The organism is Prevotella lacticifex (genome assembly GCF_019973375.1).
Lineage (GTDB): Bacteria > Bacteroidota > Bacteroidia > Bacteroidales > Bacteroidaceae > Prevotella > Prevotella lacticifex.
The window spans coordinates 91516-114504 of sequence record NZ_BPTV01000003.1; the positions used below are offsets into that span (position 1 = coordinate 91516).

10 protein-coding genes and 3 pseudogenes are annotated in these 22989 nt (G+C 52.7%); 11 read left to right on the forward strand and 2 right to left on the reverse strand.

From position 1 onward, the window contains the following. Nucleotides 1-95 precede the first annotated feature (95 nt). Entirely contained in the window at nucleotides 96-1214 is a 1119-nt protein-coding gene (locus LDN30_RS14295) for a porin (RefSeq protein ID WP_223930029.1), read from the reverse strand. Between the two features lie 253 nt (nucleotides 1215-1467). Between LDN30_RS14295 and LDN30_RS16610 the strand changes: the two are divergent. Then, nucleotides 1468-1740, forward strand: a pseudogene (locus LDN30_RS16610) (IS1634 family transposase N-terminal domain-related protein); the annotation flags it as partial. 900 nt (nucleotides 1741-2640) lie between these two features. Here LDN30_RS16610 and LDN30_RS14300 read toward each other — a convergent pair. Then, the gene (locus tag LDN30_RS14300; protein WP_223930031.1) at nucleotides 2641-4158 is read right to left on the reverse strand and encodes a class I SAM-dependent RNA methyltransferase; all 1518 of its coding nucleotides are present in this window, start codon (nucleotides 4156-4158) and stop codon (nucleotides 2641-2643) included. A gap of 366 nt (nucleotides 4159-4524) precedes the next feature. Here LDN30_RS14300 and LDN30_RS14305 point away from each other — a divergent pair. The 10 genes and pseudogenes from LDN30_RS14305 to LDN30_RS14340 form a co-directional block, all read left to right on the forward strand. Continuing rightward, nucleotides 4525-4923 (forward strand): annotated as a pseudogene (locus tag LDN30_RS14305) (PEP/pyruvate-binding domain-containing protein); the annotation flags it as partial. Nucleotides 4924-5020: 97 nt separating this feature from the next. Next, nucleotides 5021-5461, forward strand: a complete 441-nt coding sequence (locus LDN30_RS14310) for an ISAon1 family transposase N-terminal region protein (protein ID WP_223925203.1) — start codon at nucleotides 5021-5023, stop codon at nucleotides 5459-5461. Further along, nucleotides 5439-6491, forward strand: coding sequence for a transposase (locus LDN30_RS14315; RefSeq protein WP_223925205.1), 1053 nt, complete (start codon nucleotides 5439-5441; stop codon nucleotides 6489-6491). The genes LDN30_RS14310 and LDN30_RS14315 overlap by 23 nt, the downstream gene beginning before the upstream one ends. Nucleotides 6492-6531: 40 nt before the next feature. Beyond that, nucleotides 6532-8862, forward strand: a pseudogene (gene ppdK, locus LDN30_RS14320) (pyruvate, phosphate dikinase); the annotation flags it as partial. Nucleotides 8863-9139: 277 nt separating this feature from the next. Beyond that, a complete protein-coding gene (locus tag LDN30_RS14325) occupies nucleotides 9140-9400 on the forward strand; it encodes a hypothetical protein (protein WP_223928242.1) in 261 nt (86 codons plus the stop codon). A gap of 1481 nt (nucleotides 9401-10881) precedes the next feature. After that, entirely contained in the window at nucleotides 10882-11016 is a 135-nt protein-coding gene (locus LDN30_RS16430) for a hypothetical protein (protein ID WP_262901601.1), read from the forward strand. A 101-nt stretch (nucleotides 11017-11117) separates the two neighbouring features. Continuing rightward, nucleotides 11118-12032: a hypothetical protein gene (locus LDN30_RS14330; RefSeq protein ID WP_223928243.1), complete on the forward strand. Its 915-nt coding sequence runs from the start codon at nucleotides 11118-11120 to the stop codon at nucleotides 12030-12032. Nucleotides 12033-12051: 19 nt separating this feature from the next. Continuing rightward, on the forward strand, nucleotides 12052-13164 hold the full coding sequence (locus LDN30_RS14335) for a DHH family phosphoesterase (protein WP_223928244.1): 1113 nt from the start codon (nucleotides 12052-12054) through the stop codon (nucleotides 13162-13164). A 23-nt stretch (nucleotides 13165-13187) separates the two neighbouring features. Beyond that, nucleotides 13188-13310, forward strand: a complete 123-nt coding sequence (locus tag LDN30_RS16435; RefSeq protein WP_262901951.1) for a hypothetical protein — start codon at nucleotides 13188-13190, stop codon at nucleotides 13308-13310. A gap of 130 nt (nucleotides 13311-13440) precedes the next feature. Next, a complete protein-coding gene (locus LDN30_RS14340) occupies nucleotides 13441-22935 on the forward strand; it encodes a LamG domain-containing protein (RefSeq protein ID WP_223930032.1) in 9495 nt (3164 codons plus the stop codon). Nucleotides 22936-22989 lie beyond the last annotated feature (54 nt).

Below are 22989 nucleotides of genomic sequence, written 5' to 3' on the forward strand. Positions count from 1 at the left end.
TATTTGCATAACATTTCAAGAATGGCAACCGAGTACTGCGGTCGTCATAGTATCAACGGCTTGCATGCCACACCGGCAATCCCCTGCGGCAACAATCAGAACCGGTAAGACACCTGGATGTCAATGGTGTTGTAGTCGTGGTCGGCGGAACCGCGGTCGTGGGTGTAGCAGTACTCGCCGCTGAGGAGGATATTCTTCGTGAACATATAGTCGAGTCCCACCTCATAATTGGTCTTCTGCAACGATGCGTCGCCCGACGGCTGATACATATCGTAGCGGGCCTTGGCGTGGAACTTGTTCTTTATCACCGGGGCAATGACGAGAGCATAGACACCCTGGGCCTTGTCGCCGTTGGTGTAGTTGATGTCGGCATTGTTCGACGAGGCCTCGTCAGCATCCTGATAGCGGTTCTTGAATCCGTAGCCGGTCTGATGGGCATACTCGGTGCGGAACGTCCAGTCGTCCTTGAGATATTCGGCCGAGAAAGCATAACGGCGTTGCTGCAGACTCCTCACGCCGCTGTGGGTAGAGCCGTCGGGGTCGGTCCACGCCCCCTTGCGGGCATAGCTGCCGGTCCATCCGAACCAGCCGAGGCGCATGCCCTTGACAGGCATCACCCACACACCACCGATAACGTTCTTCTGCTGGTCGACATCCTTGACATTGATGCCCTGACCGTTGAACACGCCAACCTGATAGTGGAGGAGATTACGGCCGTTGGAGTTCTTGAGGAAGTCGCCCTGAAACTGCAATCCTATGTCGCGGCCATTGCTTGAGTGGGAGCCGTCGCGGCCGGTGAAATTCGTCAGCTGTGTGATAATCTGCGAATAGCTCATAAAGCCCTGATCGAGAGGATTCATAGGGTTCTCATAGCTGAACGGATTCTTAAACTGACCCATCTTAATGCGCAGCCAGTCAAAGTGTTGCCACTCTACGAACAAGTCGACAACCTTAGGACTGCTGCCGAGGTTAGAGGTGTTGCCGTTGAACTGTATCTGAGCCTTCCAGTACCAGTCGCTCAGCACACGGCCATCGAGACTGATACGTGCCAGACGCAGGTTGAAACTGTTCGACTTGGCATTCTTCTTGTCGACATACTGATACTGGGTCATACCGTAGCCCGACAATTTTACGTTGTTTACCCACTTGGGTGTCTGTGCCCCGGCTGTCAGCGTCATGGCGGATAGGAGGAGTAAGGCTAAATACTTTCTCATATTAACTTTAGTTTTGGTTTCAGAATACAGATTCACGGTTTCGTCGTTATAAGGTGCTTACTCGGATAACCGATGCAAACTTATGAAAAATATTTTAAACCACCAAATATATGCCGCGAAAAAGCTATTTTCTTTTTCCTCGCAATTGTTTTCGCTCGTCAGCAAAACGGCAATGAGTTAACCCACACAGGTTTTATCACAACACGTCAGACGAGAAAAGCATGTCGGCGATAAGGTCCTCACACAGAAGTACTACCGCCTGACCGAGTCATACCGCGACAGCAACGGCAAGACTCGGCAGCACATGTTGCTTGCTCTGGGCTATCTGCCTGAACTTCCGACGTTTGAGCAGCGTGACATGTACATGAGATGCCTCAATGCACTGGTTCTCCGTGGTGAATATATAATAAAAGCAATACCGAAATATCTTTACATCATTCTAATACATATCATTTCGGCTTTCCAAACGGTCCGTTTCAGCTTGCGAAACAGACCGTTTCGCGTCCTAAAACGGACCGTTTTATAACACAAAATGGCATGTATTAGCAACCCATTGAAAATCAATGTTGTACAGAGGTCGCGCAACAGACGGAATAATATGAATTATCTTAACAACTCGTTATCGGTGTACTCTCTCCATGACCCTACTAAATGAAAAGAACTATAGCATCTACACCATGGCATGCAATGAGCATCTGTCAGAAGCAACCAATGCAACTATTATGCCATGTCAGTAAAAATTTAAATGAAAGAGCCGTATGAACAAGCAGATAGTAGCCACCAGCACAGCCAGTCTAAGCAACGGAAAAGATTGCAGTAAGAAAATGCAGCGAGCCGGAAGATGATTTACTACAGATATACGACACGCTCAAGGTAGACCATATTCCGATAAAGGCAAGAAAATTTGTGTGGACCCAAAATGCGGATATCAAAAAAAAAACGAGTCCTGGAAATCAGGGGGGTAGCTGAAATATAGCTGCAATGTGGGTTAGATTCGTCGGGGCTTGTATTATTTTCTCTGCCACTGACAGCCCCGACGGGCTTTGCATTGGCAGAAAAAATCACACACGTGGCATTAGGGTGGGGATAAAGTCAGACTGACATCCTATTCAAACTATTGATTATAAGCCTCTTGCAGCACTCCACCACTTTAGGGGTGGGGTTTATCCCCACCCTCGCTGCTGCGGGGCATTTGCTTTGTATCTTGTCCGCTGTTGATAGGACGGGGATAAAACCCGCCACTACGGCGGATGAGTGCTGCAATGCTCTCTTAATCAAGCTATTTTTCTCTGTAAACCACTGATTATAAAACATTTGCAGCATACATCCAACAGCGATATAGACAGCTACAGGGCTCGAGACGCTGTCACATGGTTTGATAGGACATCATAGAACTAAGCGAACAATCCGCCCAATGTTCAATGACTTACTTCCTGCGGATGAGCTGAACGACATTCTCGACATGTGGGGTATGGGGGAACATATCGACGGGCTGGACCTGAGCGACATAGTAGTCGGCATCGAGGAGAGCCAGGTCGCGGGCCTGCGTGGCGGGATTGCAGCTGACATAGACGATTCGGCGCGGTGCGGCATTGAGGATGACGCGAACGACATCGGGGTGCATGCCTGCACGCGGTGGATCGGTGATGATGATGTCGGGACGGCCGTTGCTGCGGATAAACTCGTCGGAGAGGATATCCTTCATGTCACCGGCATAGAAAACGGTGTTGTCGATGCCGTTGATGCGCGAGTTGACCTTGGCGTCCTCGATAGCCTCGGGCACATACTCGATGCCTACTACCTTCCGCGCATGACGGGCCACAAAGTTGGCAATGGTGCCCGTACCGGTATAGAGGTCATAGATAAGCGGGAGGTCGGCAGAGGCTTTATCGGCAGTATCGTTTCTATTTGTTTCATCCGTCGGACTGTCGTTTCTATTTGTCTCATCAGCAGACGACTTATCATATCCGTCTAAAGCGAAACTGCGGGCCACACAGTAGAGATGGTATGCCTGCTCGGTGTTGGTCTGATAGAAACTCTTAGGTCCGACCTTAAACTTCAGGTCCTCCATAATCTCATATATGAAATCGGTGCCCTTATATGTTATGAGGTCGAGGTCGCCGACGGTGTCGTTGCCCTTCTGATTGTCGACGTAGATGAGACTTGTAATCTCTGGGAAAGTCGCAGCCACATGATCGAGAAGTGCCTTGGCCCGCTCGTCATCGCCGGGTTCATCGTAGTGAAACTGTATGAGCAGCATCCACTCGCCCGAGTTGGAGTTGCGCAGCATGAGGTTGCGCAGCAGTCCGTGCTGGCTGCGAGTATCGTAGAAAGTCATTCCCGAGTCCACGGCATAATTAAATATGTCGTTGCGCACCCGGTTCTGGAGGTCGTCCATGAGCCAGCACTTCTCTATGGGGTAGATTTTGTCGAAGGCTCCGGTGATATGGAATCCTATTGCGGGCTCATTGAGTCCTGCACCCTCGGGGAGGCTGTGGAGCTCCTCGGCGGTGTACCACCGCTTGTCGGCACAGCCGAACTCCAGTTTGTTGCGGTACTCCCACTGCTTCACCGATCCGAGGATGGGATGAAACTCGGGCAGCTCAACCTTTCCGATGCGCGTAAGCTGGTCGTGGACCTGCTGCTGCTTGGCCTTGAGTTGCTCGGAGTAGGGCAGATTCTGCCACTTGCATCCGCCGCAAATACCGAAGTGTGAGCATCGTGGCTCTATGCGCATTGGGCTCTTCTTCACGAATTTGACCACCCGCGCCTCACAATATTTATGGCGTTTCTTGGTCACCTGCACGTCGACGACATCGCCGGGGACGACGAATGGCACGAAGACTACCTTATCGTCGACGTGGGCCACACATTTTCCCTCGGCTGCGACAGCCTCAATCCCGACATTCTCATAAAGCGGCAGGGCTTTTCTCTTTCTACTCATATAAATTCACTGTTGTTGCAACAAAGTAATACATAATTAATAACGACCGCGCATACGGTTCCGGGTGCAAAGGTACATAAAAAAAGTCAGCCGATGAACGGAAAGCGGCCGAAAAACCATCATCGCGCCCAAGGCCGCAGTACGACCAACACTGCCAATGCCAACGCAGACGGCCAAAGAACCTATTAATAAATGTAAAATACGACCCGAAATTCTTGATTCAAATCATTTGTTTGCGCCAACATTGAAAAAAAAGTTTAAGGAGAAAAAATAATAATGCACAACCCTTGGGGGTTTGAGCAAAATATAGTAAATTTGCAGTGGTTTTTAAAAGCATTATAATTTTGTATTTTTCAAATATCAACTATGAGTGAAAAGAGAGTTTACACCTTCGGTAACGGAAAGGCCGAGGGTAGAGCAGACATGCGTAATCTGCTCGGCGGTAAGGGTGCTAACCTTGCTGAGATGAACCTTGTTGGCGTACCAGTGCCTCCAGGTTTCACCATCACTACCGATGTATGTACAGAGTATTATGAAAAAGGAAAGGACGCCGTCGTAGCCCTGCTTAAGGACGACGTGGAGCGTTCAATGAAACTTATCGAGGACACCATCGGAAAGAAATTCGGTGACCCGAGCAATCCTCTGCTCGTCTCCGTTCGCTCTGGTGCCCGCGCTTCAATGCCGGGAATGATGGACACCATCCTCAACCTCGGTCTTAACGACGAAGTTGTAGAGGGTCTGGCCAAGAAGACCGACAATCCTCGGCGCAGGGGGATTTTTCCGTGGATGTCCCTGCACTCGCCTAACTAAAATATAGTGAAACAGCGTTGCTGATGTCGGGAAACTATGTTACCTTTGCAGCATGGCAAAGAAACTATCGACATTCGACTACTCAACATTAGTCCGTTACATGCTGCCCGATGGCATCCTTGATTACTTCGAGATCACTAAGATCGACGAAGAAGTTACTAACGAGAAGGACGAAACAGGCACCGTCATCCGTATTCTTCACATCTACCTTGACGAGCGCGACCTGCGTGACAAGGTCTGGCATGACCTTCAGCCCAACGGTTTCACGGAGCCTCGCTTGTTCAATGACTTCCCACAACGCGAGCATAAAGTTCTGCTGCATGTCCGTCGCCGTCGTTGGTTGGACGGAGACGGTCACAACGTCGTCCTTGAAACCCTGCCTCTTGTGGCAGAGGGAACCTGCTACTCTGTAGAGTTTGCGGATTTCTTAAAAAAAATGGTTGGATGCCTTCCCAGTGACGGCCCAATGCGTGGGGCGCTTCTTCCGGACTGACGGGAAGTACCTCGGGCGTGCCTACAAGGAGCATCTGAGTGGCTTTACGGACTGGGACCAGAAGGAGCATGCCGGTGAGTGGGTGCTTCAAGAGAAGAACATGGGCGAGCGACTGTGCATAGACGAGACGATGCTTCACCATGACCTGATCACGTTCCTCTCCAACAGGGACGGACACTGCAAGAAGGGAACACTCATAGCTGCAGTCAAGGGCACGACCGTTGCTGACGTGACGAAGCATTTTGACGAGATACAAGAAGAGAGCCGAAATAAAGTCAAGGAGGTGTCGATGGACTTCTCCGACAGCATGATGGGCATTGTCAAGAAGTCCTTCCCACAGGCAGAGATAGTTATAGACCATTTCCATGTCATCCAGCTTTATACGACCAGGGGACTTGATGCGATGCGCATGAAGCTCAAGCGCACCAACACGACCGAGGTCAAGAGAGAGGAGCGGGAGTTCAGAAAGCAGCAAGAGAAGCGGGCCAAGGCAAGGGACAGGTACGCCGAGACCCATGAGGTCAAGAAGAGCAAGAACGGCAAACGCCTCGGCAGGCCGCGCAAGCGGAAGAATGAAAAGTTTGAGCCGAAGAAACTCAGCAATGGAGAGACCAAAGCCGACTTGCTGACGCACGTAAGATACCCGCTGACGAAAAACCACAATGACTGGACTGACTTCCAGAAGGAGGAAATGCGCCTGCTCTTTGAGATTGAGCCAAAGATGAAGGCTGCATACGGTCTGCTCTGCGCCCTGCGCAACATCTTCAGCAAGAAAAAGGACAGGAAGAGTGCAAAGAAAGCGCTCCATAAGTGGTACAAGAATGTCGGAAGAACCCGCATTCGGGAAATCATATCAGTACGTGACACCATCAAGGCCAAAGAGGAGTATGTGCTAAACTTCTTCAACAACAGGTCAACGAATGCGCCAGCCGAGTCGCTCAACTCAAAGATTAAGGGACTGCGTGCTCAGGTGCATGGGGTCAGTGACCTTCCCTTCTTCATGTTCCGCTGTTTCACGATATTTGGTTAGGCGAGTGCAGGGGCATCCACGGAAAAATCCCCCTGCGCCCAATCCTCACTTTGCATGGGACAGCTACCGCCGTTTCGTTCAGATGTACGGTGATGTCGTATTGGGCATGAAGCCGGTCAACAAGGACGACGTCGACCCGTTCGAGGCAATCATCGAGCAGGTCAAGAGCCAGCGCGGCATCAAGCTCGACTATGAGCTGAACGTCGAAGAGCTCCAGCAGCTTGTCAAGCTCTTCAAGGAGGCCATCAAGAAGCAGACAGGCTCTGACTTCCCATCTGACCCTGTAGAGCAGCTCTGGGGTGCCATCTGCGCCGTCTTCGGCAGCTGGATGAACAAGCGCGCCATCCTCTACCGTAAGCTCAACGGCATTCCTGACGATTGGGGCACAGCCGTTTCAGTCATGGCAATGGTCTATGGTAACATGGGCGAGACATCAGCTACCGGTGTATGCTTCAGCCGTGACGCTGCAACAGGTGAGAACATCTTCAACGGTGAGTGGCTGAAGAACGCTCAGGGTGAGGACGTTGTCTCCGGTGTTCGTACTCCGCAGCAGATTACTCTCGAGGGTTCACGCCGCTGGGCTGAGCTCCAGGGTGTCAGCGAGGAAGAGCGTAAGAGCAAGTATCCTTCACTCGAGGAGGAGATGCCTGAGGTTTACAAGCAGCTCAACGAGATTCAGGACAAGCTTGAGAAGCACTACCACGACATGCAGGACATGGAGTTCACTGTCCAGGAAGGCAAGCTGTGGTTCCTCCAGACACGTAACGGTAAGCGCACAGGTACTGCAATGGTTAAGATCGCCATGGACCTGCTCAAGGAGGGCGAGATTGACGAGAAGACAGCCATCGAGCGCTGCGAGCCTAACAAGCTCGACGAGCTCCTGCACCCGATCTTCGACAAGGAGGCTCTCAAGCATACTCACACTCTGACTCACGGACTGCCCGCATCACCGGGTGCCGCTACCGGTCAGATTGTATTCTTCGCCGACGACGCTGCCAAGTGGCACGCTGACGGTCACAAGGTTGTCATGGTACGTATCGAGACATCGCCTGAGGACCTCGCCGGAATGTCGGCTGCTGAGGGTATCCTCACTGCACGTGGTGGTATGACATCACACGCTGCCGTCGTTGCCCGCGGTATGGGTAAGTGCTGCGTATCGGGTGCCGGAAACATCCACGTCGACTACAAGAAGCGCACAGTAGAGATCCACGGACAGGTGTTCCACGAGGGCGATTACATCTCTCTCAACGGTTCTACCGGTCAGGTTTATGAGGGTGAGGTGAAGACTCGTCCGGCTGAGGTTTCGGGCTACTTCGCTGAGCTGATGGACCTCTGCGACAAATATACAAAGCTCGTTGTCCGCACTAACGCCGACACTCCCCACGATGCTGAGGTTGCAAAGAGCTTCGGTGCCGTAGGTATCGGTCTGTGCCGCACAGAGCACATGTTCTTCGAGGCTGAGAAGATTAAGGCTATGCGTGAGATGATCCTCGCCGACACCACTGAGGACCGCGAGAAGGCTCTCGCCAAGCTGCTGCCTCTGCAGAAGAAAGACTTCGTAGGTATCCTCAAGTGCATGAACGGTCTGCCAGTGAACATCCGTCTGCTCGACCCACCTCTCCACGAGTTCGTTCCTCACGATGAGAAGGGCCAGAAGATTATGGCTGAGGAGATGGGTGTCAGCATCCAGAAGATCAAAGAGCGCGTGGCAAGTCTCGAGGAGCACAACCCGATGCTCGGTCTCCGCGGCTGCCGTCTGGGCATCAAGTTCCCTGAGATTACGAAGATGCAGACAAAGGCTATCCTCGGCGCAGCCATCGAGCTGAAGAAGCAGGGTCTCGACCCGAAGCCGGAGATCATGGTTCCGCTCGTAGGCACCTATAAGGAGCTCAAGCTCCAGAAGGAAGTCATCAACAAGGCTGCCAAGGAAGTGTTCGCAGAGGAAGGCATGGAGCTGCCGTTCAAGGTGGGTACAATGATCGAGATTCCTCGCGCTGCCCTCACCGCCGACAAGATCGCTGAATACGCTGAGTACTTCAGCTTCGGTACTAACGACCTCACTCAGATGACCTTCGGTTACAGCCGCGACGATATCAACAGCTTCCTGCCGAGCTATCTGAGCAACAAGATCCTCGACGTCGATCCGTTCCAGGTTCTCGACCAGGAGGGCGTAGGCCAGCTCATCAAGAGCGCTGTCGAGAAGGGTCACAAGACACGTCCCGACCTCAAGTGCGGTATCTGCGGTGAGCACGGCGGTGAGCCTTCATCAGTGAAGTTCTGCCACCGCGCAGGCCTCGACTACGTCAGCTGCTCGCCATTCCGTGTGCCAATCGCACGTCTGGCTGCCGCACAGGCAGCCGTCGAAGAGTAGTTTTAATAGACTGATATACAACTAGTTAATTATAAGGAGTTAAAGTGATTCTATAACACTTTGACTCCTTGTTTTTTGTTATAATAACCCTATTAAAATAGCCGCTATTCCGTGTGCCAATCGCAAATAATAGCAAACGGGATAACTTTTTTAAGAGCAACTGTTTTACATTATAAGAGTATATAAGAGTTATTTCTTATAAATATTATAATTATGAAAACAGTATCAATGAAACCCGTAGTTCAGAAACCTCGTAAGTAATCCAGGAAAGGAAGAGTTGCGTCGGGAAGAAAAGAAGTTAGAAACAGATCGAATATCCAAAAACAATCTACTTCGAGGGACAGCATTTTACAAAGGAAAAGTTGTTGCAGAAGAGGAAAAGACAGGATTCACCAATAAAGGTCAGCTTGTTGCATTGCTCGTTAAGAGACTACCAAAGGACATTCCTACGGGAGCAATAGTGCAATTTGTGATAGAAAACATGGACAAGGGTGGTAAATGGATGTATGAACATCAAAAAGGGAAGGGATTTTACTAGATGCAGATTGCAATAATATCAACATAACCAATAAGAGTCATTTTGCGAAAATCCTAAAGTAAACTCATCAATCTGTAGGAATTTTGCATTTTGACGAGTTTTCTTTCAAAATCCCAGAAGATAACGTAAAATGGAATGCCAATCTTTAGAGAACTTGCATCCCTCTTCTAATTGCAGTATACGGCTTACACTCGCTCGGCTATGCCGCTTCGCTCGTCGAAGATCTTTGCGACGGAAAAAGTAAGTGTGACTCGCTTCGCCCGGAAAAGGCATAAATGAAGAAGTCGGAATAAGAACAATTCAATAACAGATATGATAAGGAGGATGCTCAACAGTCAACTGCTCATTGGTGGCACGTAATGGTTATCAGACGGAGAAGGACAAAGCGAAGATGTAGCATATCATTCATATTCATCAGGAAGTATGGTAAACGAAGGATGCCCATTGACATGCTATCGAGGCAATGCAGTGGAAGGTTACAACAGAAGACAGGGGAAAAGCGATTAGGATGTTCAGCAACGCGGTCTGTAAGACAGCAGCATGAGAACTCCTGCAGGAAAGGAAAGAGGAAAAGAATGAACTCGAAGAAGAAGGTCAAGTAAGCCTTTCCTTTCCAAGAGAACGAATATAATATGAAAATGAAGGTTTTCTTCCCAAACGGATTATAAGAGGTTTATTGAGTATTGTGGGTAAAATCTAAATTCAATGGTTGATAGCATTGCACCGAAAACACTCAACATATAAAGGTTCTTGTACAAATCTACTACATCACAATGCGAATGCTTTAAGTGCTGATTGTCAGCAATTTGCCAGTTAAACGGAAGAAAAGTGGTTCTGTGTGTTTTCTACCTTGGCTTGTGAGGGCAGATTTAACGTATTTCGCTCGTCCTTAGGTCGCTTGCACGGCAAGAACTTTCATAAACGTGTAGATAGGGCACATTATGACAGACTGATGAGGCATAAGTACCTCAAAAGACCTCAAAATGCGTCCTTTTAAGAAAATTTTCTTCCGTATCGGAGCATAATTACAATATTTTTTGTACCTTTACACCGAATCTTTAACTTAAATACGTATTTATTATGGCACTACTAATCGCAGAAACACCAGTACGGGATTTTCTTGCAAACTTGCAAGGAGGTCTGATTGCTTTTTGCCCATACATATTTGTGATCACCACTGCTGATAATGATAATAATAACAATAATAAACCTAATATCCGCAGTTAATAATTAAATTCAAATTGCAAGTGCCTGAATATAAGTGACTTCGAGAAATCACAGATTCCATGTTATGAGCCTGTAGAGTACTTGTCATAGACAGAATATATTGTTGAACCCTAAAACCAAAATATATGCGTATGCCACCATAGCAAGACACAATAGGACATAAAGACTGGACGTCCACTTTTGATTCTTGTATTCTGATAATTGGGGAATTGGAGGTTTGCATTTTTTATAACATTCAAAAAACAGATAGCACAATGAAGAAAGCGTACACGAAACCGACGGCGAGGGTGGTTGCCCTCCACGCACGGCAGCAGCTGCTCACGGTGAGCGGAGAGATTCCCGGCTACAGTAAGTCGGGCAGCGGCTTTAGCCAGGATGAAGATGAATAACCAAAACTTTCCGATTAAGCGAGAGAAGTGCCAAACGAGTTTGAGCACTTCTGAGCGTGAGGAAAGTCAAAACGAGGTTTTAACGATAACGAAAACGAAATATGAACAATAGAAATAAATTCCTTCTTTGGATGCTCGGCGGCATGATGCTGGCCGGAGTGATGGGCTGCTCAAGTTCGGATGATGAACCGGGTAAGCCTGACGACGGCGTGAAGGTGCGCCGCATTACCATTACGCAGACTGAGGCGGCGGCACGGCAGATGCTGACTCGCGCCTCGCTTGTTGAGGATGACGGCATCCTCACCGCCTCGTGGACGGCGGGCGACGCCCTGACATACTGCAACCTGAGCAGGACAAAAGACGCTGATGGTGATGAAATCTACAGCGGCTCGCTAACGGCAGCCTCCACCGCCGCCACCTCGCAGTTCACGGGCGACGTGTATTGCCTTGCTAACGATTATCTGGCGGTGGTCTATCCAGCCACGACGTTTGAATACAACGACAGATATACCCTCTCGCTCACGGGACAGAACGGCACGCTCAGCAAGCTCGCCACCAACTACCACTACGTCTTTGGCAAGGCAACCGTGACAGAGGTGACCGAAACGACGGCCAACGCCACGATAGGGAAGATGAAGAGCCTGCTGACGGTGTGCAAGTTCTCGTTTAAGGATAAGAATACGGGCGATGCCATCCCCATCAAGTCACTCAGCATTAGTTATAGCACTGGTGACTCAAACAACGGAAAATATCCGCAGTCGGCTACGGTGGCCATCGGTGTCAATACGGCGCAGAATGATGTCCATGCAACGGGTGCAGATATCACAGCGCCCCTCACGATTACTGCCTCTGGTCAGACGGAGGTCTATGTCGCCCTGCTGCCCACCGCCGCGCAGAGCACCTTCAACTTCACCGTCAGTGATGGCAACGGCAATACCTATAGCGGCACGGCCAATGCCACGCTCGTTGAAGGAGAATACGTGGATGCCACGGGGCTGAAACTTACAAAACAATAACAGAAAAAAGATAAAGACTATGAATAAGAATAGACTTTGGCTGATGGCCACCATCCTCGTCTGTGGCTTGGGACTATTCACCTCATGCTCGTCGGAAGACGATCCTCTGGTGATACCCGAACAGGGGAAGGCGTTTCGCGCTATGCTGAAAACGCTCGACTGGGGAGCAGACACGACATTCGTGTATGGTCACAAAACGCCTGACGTGGATGCCGTCTGTTCGTCGTTGGGTTATGCCAAGCTGATGAATGCGCTGGGCTACAACTGCAAGGCAAAGGTGTCGAGTGCGACCAACCGCGAGACAGCCTATATCTCTGGCGTGTTCGGCTTTGAACTGCCCGAATTGAAGAGCAGTGTGGTGCCGCAGACACGGCTCATACTGACCGACCACACCGACTATGCCCAGTGTGTGGACGGTGCCAGGGAGGCTATCATCCTACAGAAGATAGACCACCACGTAGAGGGCGACATTCAGGACAGCGGCATTCCCTACGTTCGCAGGGAGATGATTGGCTCCACCTGCACCATCATCTACGAGATGTACAGGGAGACAGGTGTCGACATCGACGATGAGACTGCCCGCATTCTGCTTGCCGGATTGCTGTCGGACACACGTAATCTCACCAAGACTACCACTCAGCATGAGGACTCCGTGGCATGGACGGCGCTGGTCGCCCAGTTGCAGTTGGAGGACAAAGTGGCAGAGATTAACCGCCAGATGGCCGATGCCGCCAATAATTACGATGGCATGAGCGATGGCGAGATCTTTCTCTCGGACTATAAGGAGTATGAGATAGGTGGCAAGGCTATCGGTTTCAGTTCGCTTAATTGCAAGGCAAGCGAGATGGATGACTTTATCAGCCGTATGTTGGGCGTGATGCCCCAGGTGATGTGCGACAACAGGCGCGACATGCTGTTTGCCAAGATCGATAATCTTGTACCCAATCCCGACGAGAGCGATCCTGACACGCCTTTCGTGGAAGACGGCACCTATTTCATCTATTACGGTGAAGGGACTCAGGCTGTGGCCGAGGCCATCTTCGGACCGTCGCTCCGTGAAGGTGTAACCTACTCCAAGGAAGAACTATCACGTAAACAGATTGTGCCGAGAATAACAGAAATACTGCAATGAAATAAACCAAAAAGATAAAGACTATGAAGACAAAAGAACAACAAGGATTCAGACGGTTGGGACGCAGGGCGTTCGGGCTGCAAGTGCTGATGCTCGTGCTCGTGATGCTCATCGGGGGGAAGCCCGACGACGTGGGCCAACGATGACCCCGGTGGAGGAACCTACACCTTCTGGACCAACGCTGAGGGGGTAAATGATATAAAAGACTATTTCAAGACCGTTAGTGCCTTTAGCTTCGCTGACGATAAGTATTTCTGGGAATTCGAGTTCAAGGCCATGCAGCACGCCTATCTGGAGAATCACGGAAAAATATACCTGCAGACGAACGACAACAAGTGGCACACAGTGGCTGAATGGGACAAAGAAGCCAACAGCCGCAATGTCAGTTTCAGTGTCAAGGATGAGTCTTGGGGTAACATCGTCATGGTAAGCGGCAACGACTTGGCCAGTATCGGCGGCATCATGACCCTCCGGTTCAAGCCCATACAAAGGTGTTTCGACGATGGCGTGAAGCGCATCAAGATGGAATACGACATATGGGAGTGGATAAACTATATCCATGAGAATGTATATCAGGGTGACATCCGATATGAGAAGGACCTCAATATGGCGTTTGCCGACAATGAACCCACACCCGACCTGGAGGTGGACTGGGCCGATGACTACTGCATCAGTCTCAAGGCCAGGAACGTATATGACAAGCGCAACCAGGACAACTACGTCAAGCAGTATTACACAACATACAGGGAAGTTAGTGGCGACAAAGTCAATGACGGCAGATACATCAACGAAACAATGAATGTATCTGACTTCACTGTGACTGGCGAACACGGAGGGATGATAGATGTTGAAAGAAACGCTGTTGCAAGAAGATACAACCTGATATGTGGCGCATACTTCCATCCGATGGGCATTCGCTTTACCCCCACCATCGAATATGCACCGTATGGGAATACCAACAACCTGAGCAACACGCCTGTCACACTCACCCGGCCGACGAAAGAGATTATCATTGACCCTTTCACCTGCGCAAAGAGCCTCAATGTGGGCTTTGACAAATGGACCAGGAAGAACACCATTCGCTGGACACGCTACGAGGAGCAAAGCGGCTGGGGCGTGAAATGCATGGTGACACGCCCTTGCCGCACGGACGGCAAGTGGTACGTCATCCGCTATGAGGATGGTCAGGCAGCAGACACCTACACCCTCATTGCCGAGATGAACGGCGATGCCACCGACCTCAAGGTGGAGGACAGCGACATCGACTACGATAAACGCTACAACTATCGCGTCATCTTCCTGCCCGTCGTGCTGGCAGACAAATACGACAAGGACCATCTGACCAGTGGCGTGCTGGCAAACCCCGAAAGGCTACTGACGAACTTCTGGATAGAGCAGCAGGTGAGCACACAGCTTGAGATGCCCATCAAGCTGACACAGGACCGCAGTTACGACGGAGCCGTGCGCCTGAAGTGGGAATACTGCGCTGCCCCCACGGGCGAGAACTGGACGATTGAATACCGTCCGGCAGAGACAGGCAGTGCCTGGCGCGTGCTCGACAGCAGCATGATGGTCGATACGGAGGCATCGGAGGCCAGCTTCGATGCCGAAGGGTCGGTGTGCGACATGATGGACTATCGTGTAAAAACCACCTATATGAACCGCGACTTCTACTCTAACGTCTATACTGGCAACCTGCCTGCTGGCAGCTACATCAGCGAGGTGAAGGCATCGACAGGCACGGAGGAGAAGACCGTCATCGTGAAGTGGAAGGTGGCTCGCGCCGACGTTACAAACGATATCTACTTCCGTGTGCTGCGCCGCGTCATTGGCGATACAGACTGGACGCTGCTCACCGACGAGATTCATGGCACGGCCACGGAATACACCTATACCGATGACCGTCCGCTGGCCGGCTCGTACTATGAATACTCCGTGCAGGCCTACGGCGCGAAGTGCGACGAGCAGATCGTGAAGACCGACGAGGTCATCGCCCCTGGTTTCTCGCAAGCCCGAGGCACCATCACTGGTCACATCTCCTACGGCTCGGGAACAGCCGTCGATGGCGTGAAGGTGAACCTCGTCAAGGCCAGTGCCGACGAGCAGACCGACCAGCCGCAGTTCCTCTCGCGCTACATCGAGGGTGCAGGCAAGGGCTTGCAGTGGACGACTGCTAACAAGGAGAAGTACGCCAACGTGCTCAGCGGTGACGGCACCTTCACCATACAGTTCTGGGCACGGCCAAAGAGCGTGGATGCCGGAGGAGCCGCCAATCAAACCATTCTGCGATTAGGCAACGGACTGGAGCTGGGCGTGATAAGCGACGACGGCACACATTTCTATCTGAACAGAGTCATCCACTATGACAATAGGCTGAACTCGCATCACTTCAATAAGAGCCTGCCGTTCAGCACCACCGACTTTACCCACGTCACCGCCGTCTATGACCACGGCATGTTGACTTGTTATGTGGGCACCGACTCGCTGCTGTCGTACACACTCGATTGCACTCAGTATAAGGACTGGAACATTGGCAGCGATCCCACCCTCGCTGTGGGCGGCATCGAAAGCATGTACGCAGGTATGGGCCAGTCCTTCAACGGCTATATTGACGACATCCGCCTATGGAACAGAGCCCTGAGCAAAGAAGAGGTGGAAGCCAACTACACCCGTATCCTCGGCGGTACGGAGGGCGGTTTGGTGCTCTACTGGCCGCTCGACGAGGGACTCGGTGTGAAGGACTATGCCTTCGACGTGGCCCGTCAGGACGGCATCTACCAGCTGAACCATCCTGAGGTTGGACTTAATGCCACGCCGTCGGCCACCGTGCCGCAGCAGTTGGGTCTCTACGGTGTGACCGACAAGAATGGCAACTATATCATACGCGGTATTCCGTTCCAGCAAGGCGGCACCAACTACGAGATTGCCCCGCTGTACGGCGAGCATCAGTTCAATCCCGTCACACGCTCGATGTTCGTCAGCCCCACCTCGCTGACGGCTAACAACATCGACTTCGAGGATGTGTCGTCGTTCCCCATGGAGGGATACGTTTACTATGCCGGCACGAACATTCCTGCCGAGGGCATACAGTTCTATGTGGATGGTCAGCTGCTGACCACCGATGGCGAAGTTCAGCAGAGCGATGCACAAGGCCGCTACAGAATCTCCGTTCCTATAGGCGAGCATTTTGTCGAAGCCAAGCTGGGCAATCACAAGATGGTGGGCGGCGGACGCTTCCCTGATACTGGGAAGTATAACTTCGACCGTGCCGTGACGCATGACTTTGCCGACTCCACGCTGGTCAATTTCGTGGGGCGCATCGGTGGCGGCGAACGTAACGACACACTGGCCGTGGGCTTCGGAGCGTCGAAGAACAACATTGGCATCGCCACCGTGACGCTGAAACTGAACAACGAATCGTTATCGTTCAACCGCGTGGAGGGCAAGCCCCAAACATCGGCTACCCAGATTCGCACGTGGGAGAGCGACACTGTGAGCATCAACAGCACGGCATGGACAGGCTTCGAAGGCGGCGACGCACGCTACATATTCATCAATACCGACCCCGCGACGGGCGAGTTCTCGGCCAAGTTGCCACCGCTGAAGTACATCGTGAAGAACATCGAGATACCTAAGAACCCCGACATAGAGTTCAATATCCTGCCAGAGATAGACTTGAGCAACGTGCTGAAGGAGCAGATCGACTCGTTGTGGCAGGTGGATGAACGGGGCGACTCCGTGCTAAACAAGTATAAGTACCACACCAAACTTGTGCAAACCTACTTTGCCACACCTCAGGTGGACATCAGCCAGCCCAAGAGTGGCAAGGACGTCTTCGGCATACAGGAATACAAGGGTGAGGACGAACTGGGCAAGTTTACCGTCAGCGACCTGTGGACACGCACGGATGAAGGTGCCGTCAGCTACAAGTACGGTTATCCTATCTATAAGATGGGCGATGAATATCACACAGAACTCTACGGCTATGAGGTCTATACGAACTACGACAACGGAGAGGCTGCCAACGACACCATCCCCCTCGCCGGCCAGGTTATTACTGTGGCCAACGAGATGTCGAGCGACCAGACCATCGTGGCCGTGCTTCCGCCCGGTGAAACCGAATACCAGTTGGGCCAGGTGTACGACCTGAAGAAGAACCAATTGGTGCTTGACTCACTGGGACGCTACGCCTTCAAGTGGAATGCCGGAGCACCCAACGTCGTCAGTCCGTACACCCGTCATCTGGGCATCACGCTGGAGCGCAAAGGACGTACCTACGCCCCCAATGGCATAAATGCCATCGTCGTGGGCAGTCTTCCTATCGGCAACAACTTCGTCACCAATGGCCCCGACCAGGTGCTGATGGTGCTGCGCGACCCGCCAGGCGCTAAGTCGAAGACCGTGTGGAAGACTGGCTCGACCAAGACGAAGGTGAGAAGTTCCACCAGCGGAGGCTATGGCAACGAGAAGATGATGTATGAGGCAAACTTAGGTGCGAAGGTGAGATTCATGTCGGGCTTCGGACTCTACTACGAGACCACAGACCTTGACAATACCTCTGATATAGGCGGTGGCATTCACTATACGTGGAACAAGAACTCATCGACCGAAAAGACGTGGACGCTGACCGCTACCGAGCAGGTATCCACCGGTGCCACTAAGGACTATTGCGGATCGAATGGCGATGTCTTCATAGGCTACAGCACCAACCTGCTCATGGGCAAATGCCGCAAGGTGGGATTCTTCCGCGACAACGAGACGGCGCCCTTCGAACTGAAAGACGATGTGGCTACCAGCCTGGGCGACAGCGTGACAACAAAGTTCATGTACTCCACCTACGAGATTGAAGAGGTGATGATTCCGAAGTGGCGGGAGACACGCAATAGTTATATCACCCAGTATTTCGCCACTGAGGGCGAGGCGCGCGCCTTTGTCAACAACACCAGCGACGTGCTCTATGCCACCTGGCTCAGCGAAGACGATGCCAACTATGGTCAGGAGGGCACCTACGTGCAGGTGACACCCGCCGCATGGGAGAGCCTCACAGATTTTGTGGCCGAAGACAAGGTGGCCTGGTGCAACAATCAGATAGAAAGCTGGCAAAAGGTCCTCTACAACAACGAATACGACAAGGTGACGGCTATTGAGAATCGCGACAAATACTGGCAGCGCAACATCTCGTTCGATGGTGGATCGGGCTACTCCTACACAGCCCGCAATGATACGACCAAAGTGGTGAAACACAACTATTCGCACAATCTGGGAGGTATCGTAAAGGGTGGCTTCTCAACGAAAAACACGGCCGCTTCCATACAGTTCAAGACGAAGATGTCAGTCGACACAGAGAACGGTTGGGCTTACTCCACCACTGAGAGCGACTACGACGAGAATACGAAGGACTATGCCGAGTTCGACTACACCTTTGATGACGGCAACAAGGGCACCGACTTCTCAGTGGATATCTACAAGTCGCCTACGGGCTGGAGCGACATCTTCAGTATCTTCGGCGGACAAAGCTACAATCCCTGTCAGAAGGAAGAGAAGACCCAGTACTACGAGCCGGGACAGCACATTCTCTCCAACGGAACGGAACAGATGGAGAATCCCGACATACAAATCAGCACTGACGGCGGCATCGCTGTCAAGAGTGCCGTACTGACCGACATACCCGCCGGACAGACAGGGCAGTTTACCCTGCATCTGTCGAACATCAGTACCACCACACAGGGCTTCGACTTTACCTATAATCTGTCGGTTGCGGAAGGCACCAACCAGCATGGACTGGAGATACTGATGGACGGTGTGCCTGCCAATGGACGCGGCATATTCATCCCCGCCGGCGAGACGGTGAAGAAGGTAATCACCGTTCGACAGACTGACCAGAGCGTGCTCGACTATGAGAACATCGAACTGTGGTTCTCGTCAGCATATCAGGCCATCAAGATTCACGATATCGCTAAGTTGAGCGTACATTTCAAGCCCTCGTCATCGCCCGTGGAACTGGCAATCACCGAGCCGGTGGTGAATTGCAAGACGGACAGTACCCGTCTGGAGATGAAGGTGAAGGGCTTCAACCGCCAGTTCAAGAACCTGAAGAACGTGGGCGTGCAGTACCGTTTCCAGGGCAACACGCAGTGGACGGCCCTGCATACGTGGGTGACCAACAAGGCCGACTCGCTCAATGCCAACTACAACCTGCTGCCTGCCACGGGCGACCTGCCGCTGGAACTTAAAATGATTAGCGACCAGAGCTACCCCGAGGGCAACTACGAGTTCCGCGCCTTCACCACCACACCCTACGGCAACGAACAGGTGCAGGTCTATAGCGACGTCATCAACGTCGTCAAGGACATCACCCGACCCATCAACATCTTCACACCTACACCTGCTAACGGCATCTTAGGCTACGGTGACCAGCTTTCAATAGAGTTCAACGAGGACATCGTGCCGGGCTACGTGAGCGACAACAATGTCATCGTCACCGCCAAGCTCAACGACACGCAGGTGGACCATGAGGTGGCACTGCAGCTGATGCCTTTCGGCGAAGCACCGCGCACGGTGAACCCCGTGTTCCTGCAGGGCGACTTCTCCATCGACTTCTGGCTCTACCGCCGTGACAGCGGCACGCTCTTGTCCTTAGGCAAGACAAATTCGAGATTTGCACTCAACGTCCGCGACGACGGCTACGTGGTGGCTACCGTGGGCGGGACACAGCATGTGAGCGACCGCCCCATGCCCAAGGACGAGTGGACCTTCGTGGCACTGAGTTACAAGGCCAGTACCATGACCTTCGACATGGAGGCGTCGGCAGACCAGGCCGGTAACGTGATGCTGTTCGAGGACCGCCCCGTGGAGCTGAAGGACCTGGAGGCCTTCAGCTATACCGATGACTATCACCTCTACCTCGGCGGCATCGACGCCGACATCCACTCGCTGAGCCTCTACAATATCTATCGCGACGTTCACAAGGCCACCGCCACCAAGGATCAAGCCAAGGACAGCTACGTCTATGGACTGGCCAACTACTGGCCATTTGACGAGGGCCACGGCTTCACGGCCGCCGACAAGCGCCACACCCACGACTTCTCCGTTCCCAACCGCTGGCTCTTGGAGAACGTGAACTACGGCCTGCGCATGGACGACAACGAGGGTGCGAAGACCGACATCACACAAATCACCACCAGGCCCGGCGACAGCTATGCCATAGAGTTGTGGCATCGAATCAGCGACTATGACGGCAAGGATGTGGTATTCGAGACGACCACGCCCAACCAAGGCAAAGACCAGCAGCAGCACAACAAACTGAAGCTGCACTACGACGGGAAGAAGAACCTGATTCTCAACTACGACAAGGATTCCATCATGGTGGCCAGTGCCGAGGACTTCCCCGAAGTCATGGACTGGCGTCATCTGGCACTCAACGTGGTGCGCGGCCAGGCAGCCAGCTTCTATCTCAACGGCCAGCGCACAGCCGTCATCGCCGAGACCGATGTGCCGCCATTGGAAGGCTCCGTGCTCGTCGTGGGCAAGGATGCCAAGGATTCCTGGGTCGATGAACTGCGCATCTGGCACGCCTCGCTCAGCGAGAGCCGTCTGCAGCAGAACATGTACAACACCATCGACACCGCCGACATCTACAGTCGCGGCCTTGTGGCCTACTATCCCTTCGAGAAGACGGGCAAAGACAATGGTGTCCCCACGAAGGTGCAGACCTTGGAGAACATGGCTCATCCCAGTGCGCTCAGCGGTTTACCCGCCGTGATAGACACCACCCTCGCCACCTTCTCGCCCTTCGCACCGCCCCTAAAGAACGCTCCCGACGAAACACCCATTAACACCACACCCGTCGCCTCGGAGCGCAAGCTCATCATCAACCTCACTGGAGAGAATAGCCGGCTGCGCCGCATCGAGGGCACCACGCTCAACATCACCGTGGACCAGATTCACGACCTGCACGGCAACGAGTCGCAGCCCATCAAGTGGACGGCCTATGTCCAGCAGAACACGCTGACGTGGATGAAGGACTCGGTGAACATCATCAAGAAGTACGGCGACGACTATACCTTCGACGTGGACATCGAGAACAAGAGTGGCAGCACCGAGCTATATACCTTATATAATATGCCGCAGTGGCTCTCGCTCGTCAACAGCGAACGCACGGACGACGTGAGTCCGCTGAAGACGAAGACGCTGCGCTTCGAGGTGAACCCGCTGGTGCCCGTGGGCAACTACGACGTGGCCATCGGTCTGTTGGGCAACAACGGCATTCTGGAACCGCTGCGCATCGTGATGAAGGTACGCGGCGAGAAACCGCAGTGGGCCGTTGACCCGACGAAGTACGACCACAACATGTCGATTATCGGACAGGTGTATATCGGCGGCATCCTGATGGAGAACCCGGAGAGCATGGTGGCTGCGTTCATCAATGGCGAGTGCCGAGGCGTGGCATCGCCCGAGAAGGTGCGCGGAGCCGCCTACGTGACAATGAACGTCTATGGCAACGACGACAAGCGTTACGACATGGGCAAGGAAGTGACCTTCCGCATCTGGGATGCATCGCGCGGCGTGGCCTACACCGATGCCAATATTGCAGTACCCATAAAGACCGCTGCAGGTGTTGATTCCACCCTGACAGAGGTTATCTTCGCACAGGACAAGATGCTGGGCAACTTCGACACACCCGCCATCTGGACGAAGAGCGAGAACGTGGAGCAGCTCATCCCCATCCATCAGAACTGGAACTGGATAGCTTTCGGCGTGGAGCCGCAGAGCACCTACCTCGACCATGTGTTCGGCGCATACGCGGAGTGGAGCATGCTGCTCAAGAGCCGTGATAATTGGAACGACTACAACGGTGCCCAGTGGGGCGGCGGCACGCTCAAGAGTGCGAAGGCCAACGAGATGTACAAGCTGAAGATAGACCGCCTGCCAACCACGAAGCAGGATGAGCCTAACAGCCTGCTCGCCGTGTCGGGCCGACAGCTGAAGGAGGACAAGGAGAGGGCCGTCAAGCTGGCGAAGGGCTGGAACTGGATATCCTACACACCGCTGACGACGATGACCGTGGATGAAGCGCTGGCTGCCGCCAATCCGCAGAAGGGCGACATCGTGAAGTCGCAGACGGGCGTGGCCATCTACAGCGAATACGGCTGGGAAGGCAGTCTGAAGGCCTTGGAGAGTGGACGCGGTTACCTGTACTACAGCAACGCCAACGACACGACGTCGTTTCTCTATCCGACGGAAACGGCAGCATCGGCTGCAAGGGCAAAGACCCGCATGGCAGCACCACGGCGTGCGCCAGAAGACCTACGCATCTTCAATCCGGTACCCCTGGGCCTCTATCCGAGCAACATGACAATGGCGATTCAGCTGCGCGACGGAGACGCTGTAGTTGACACTGCCGAGGTGGCCGCCTTCATCAGCGACGAGTGCCGCGGTGCCACACGCGCCAGCGAGAACGGCCTCTACTACCTTGTCGTCAGTGGCGACGGAGCCGGACAGTCCATGACCCTGCGCACCTGTCTCGACGGCGAGATCATCGACATCGACAACACGCAGATGTACGTCAGCGATGCCAACATCGGCACATCGTGGGCACCTTACGTCATCGACCTGAGCAGTGCGCTGTCTGGCATCAGTTCGATTGTCACAGACGACAATGACGACTCCGACTGGTGGACCCTCCAAGGCTTTAAGATAGGTCGCAAGCCCACGCAGCCTGGCGTGTATATACATCACGGACAAAAGATAACTATCAAACGTAAGAAGTAATAACTATCACGACGAGGAGACGGGGTACATCCCCGTTTCCTTTTTAAAAATGAA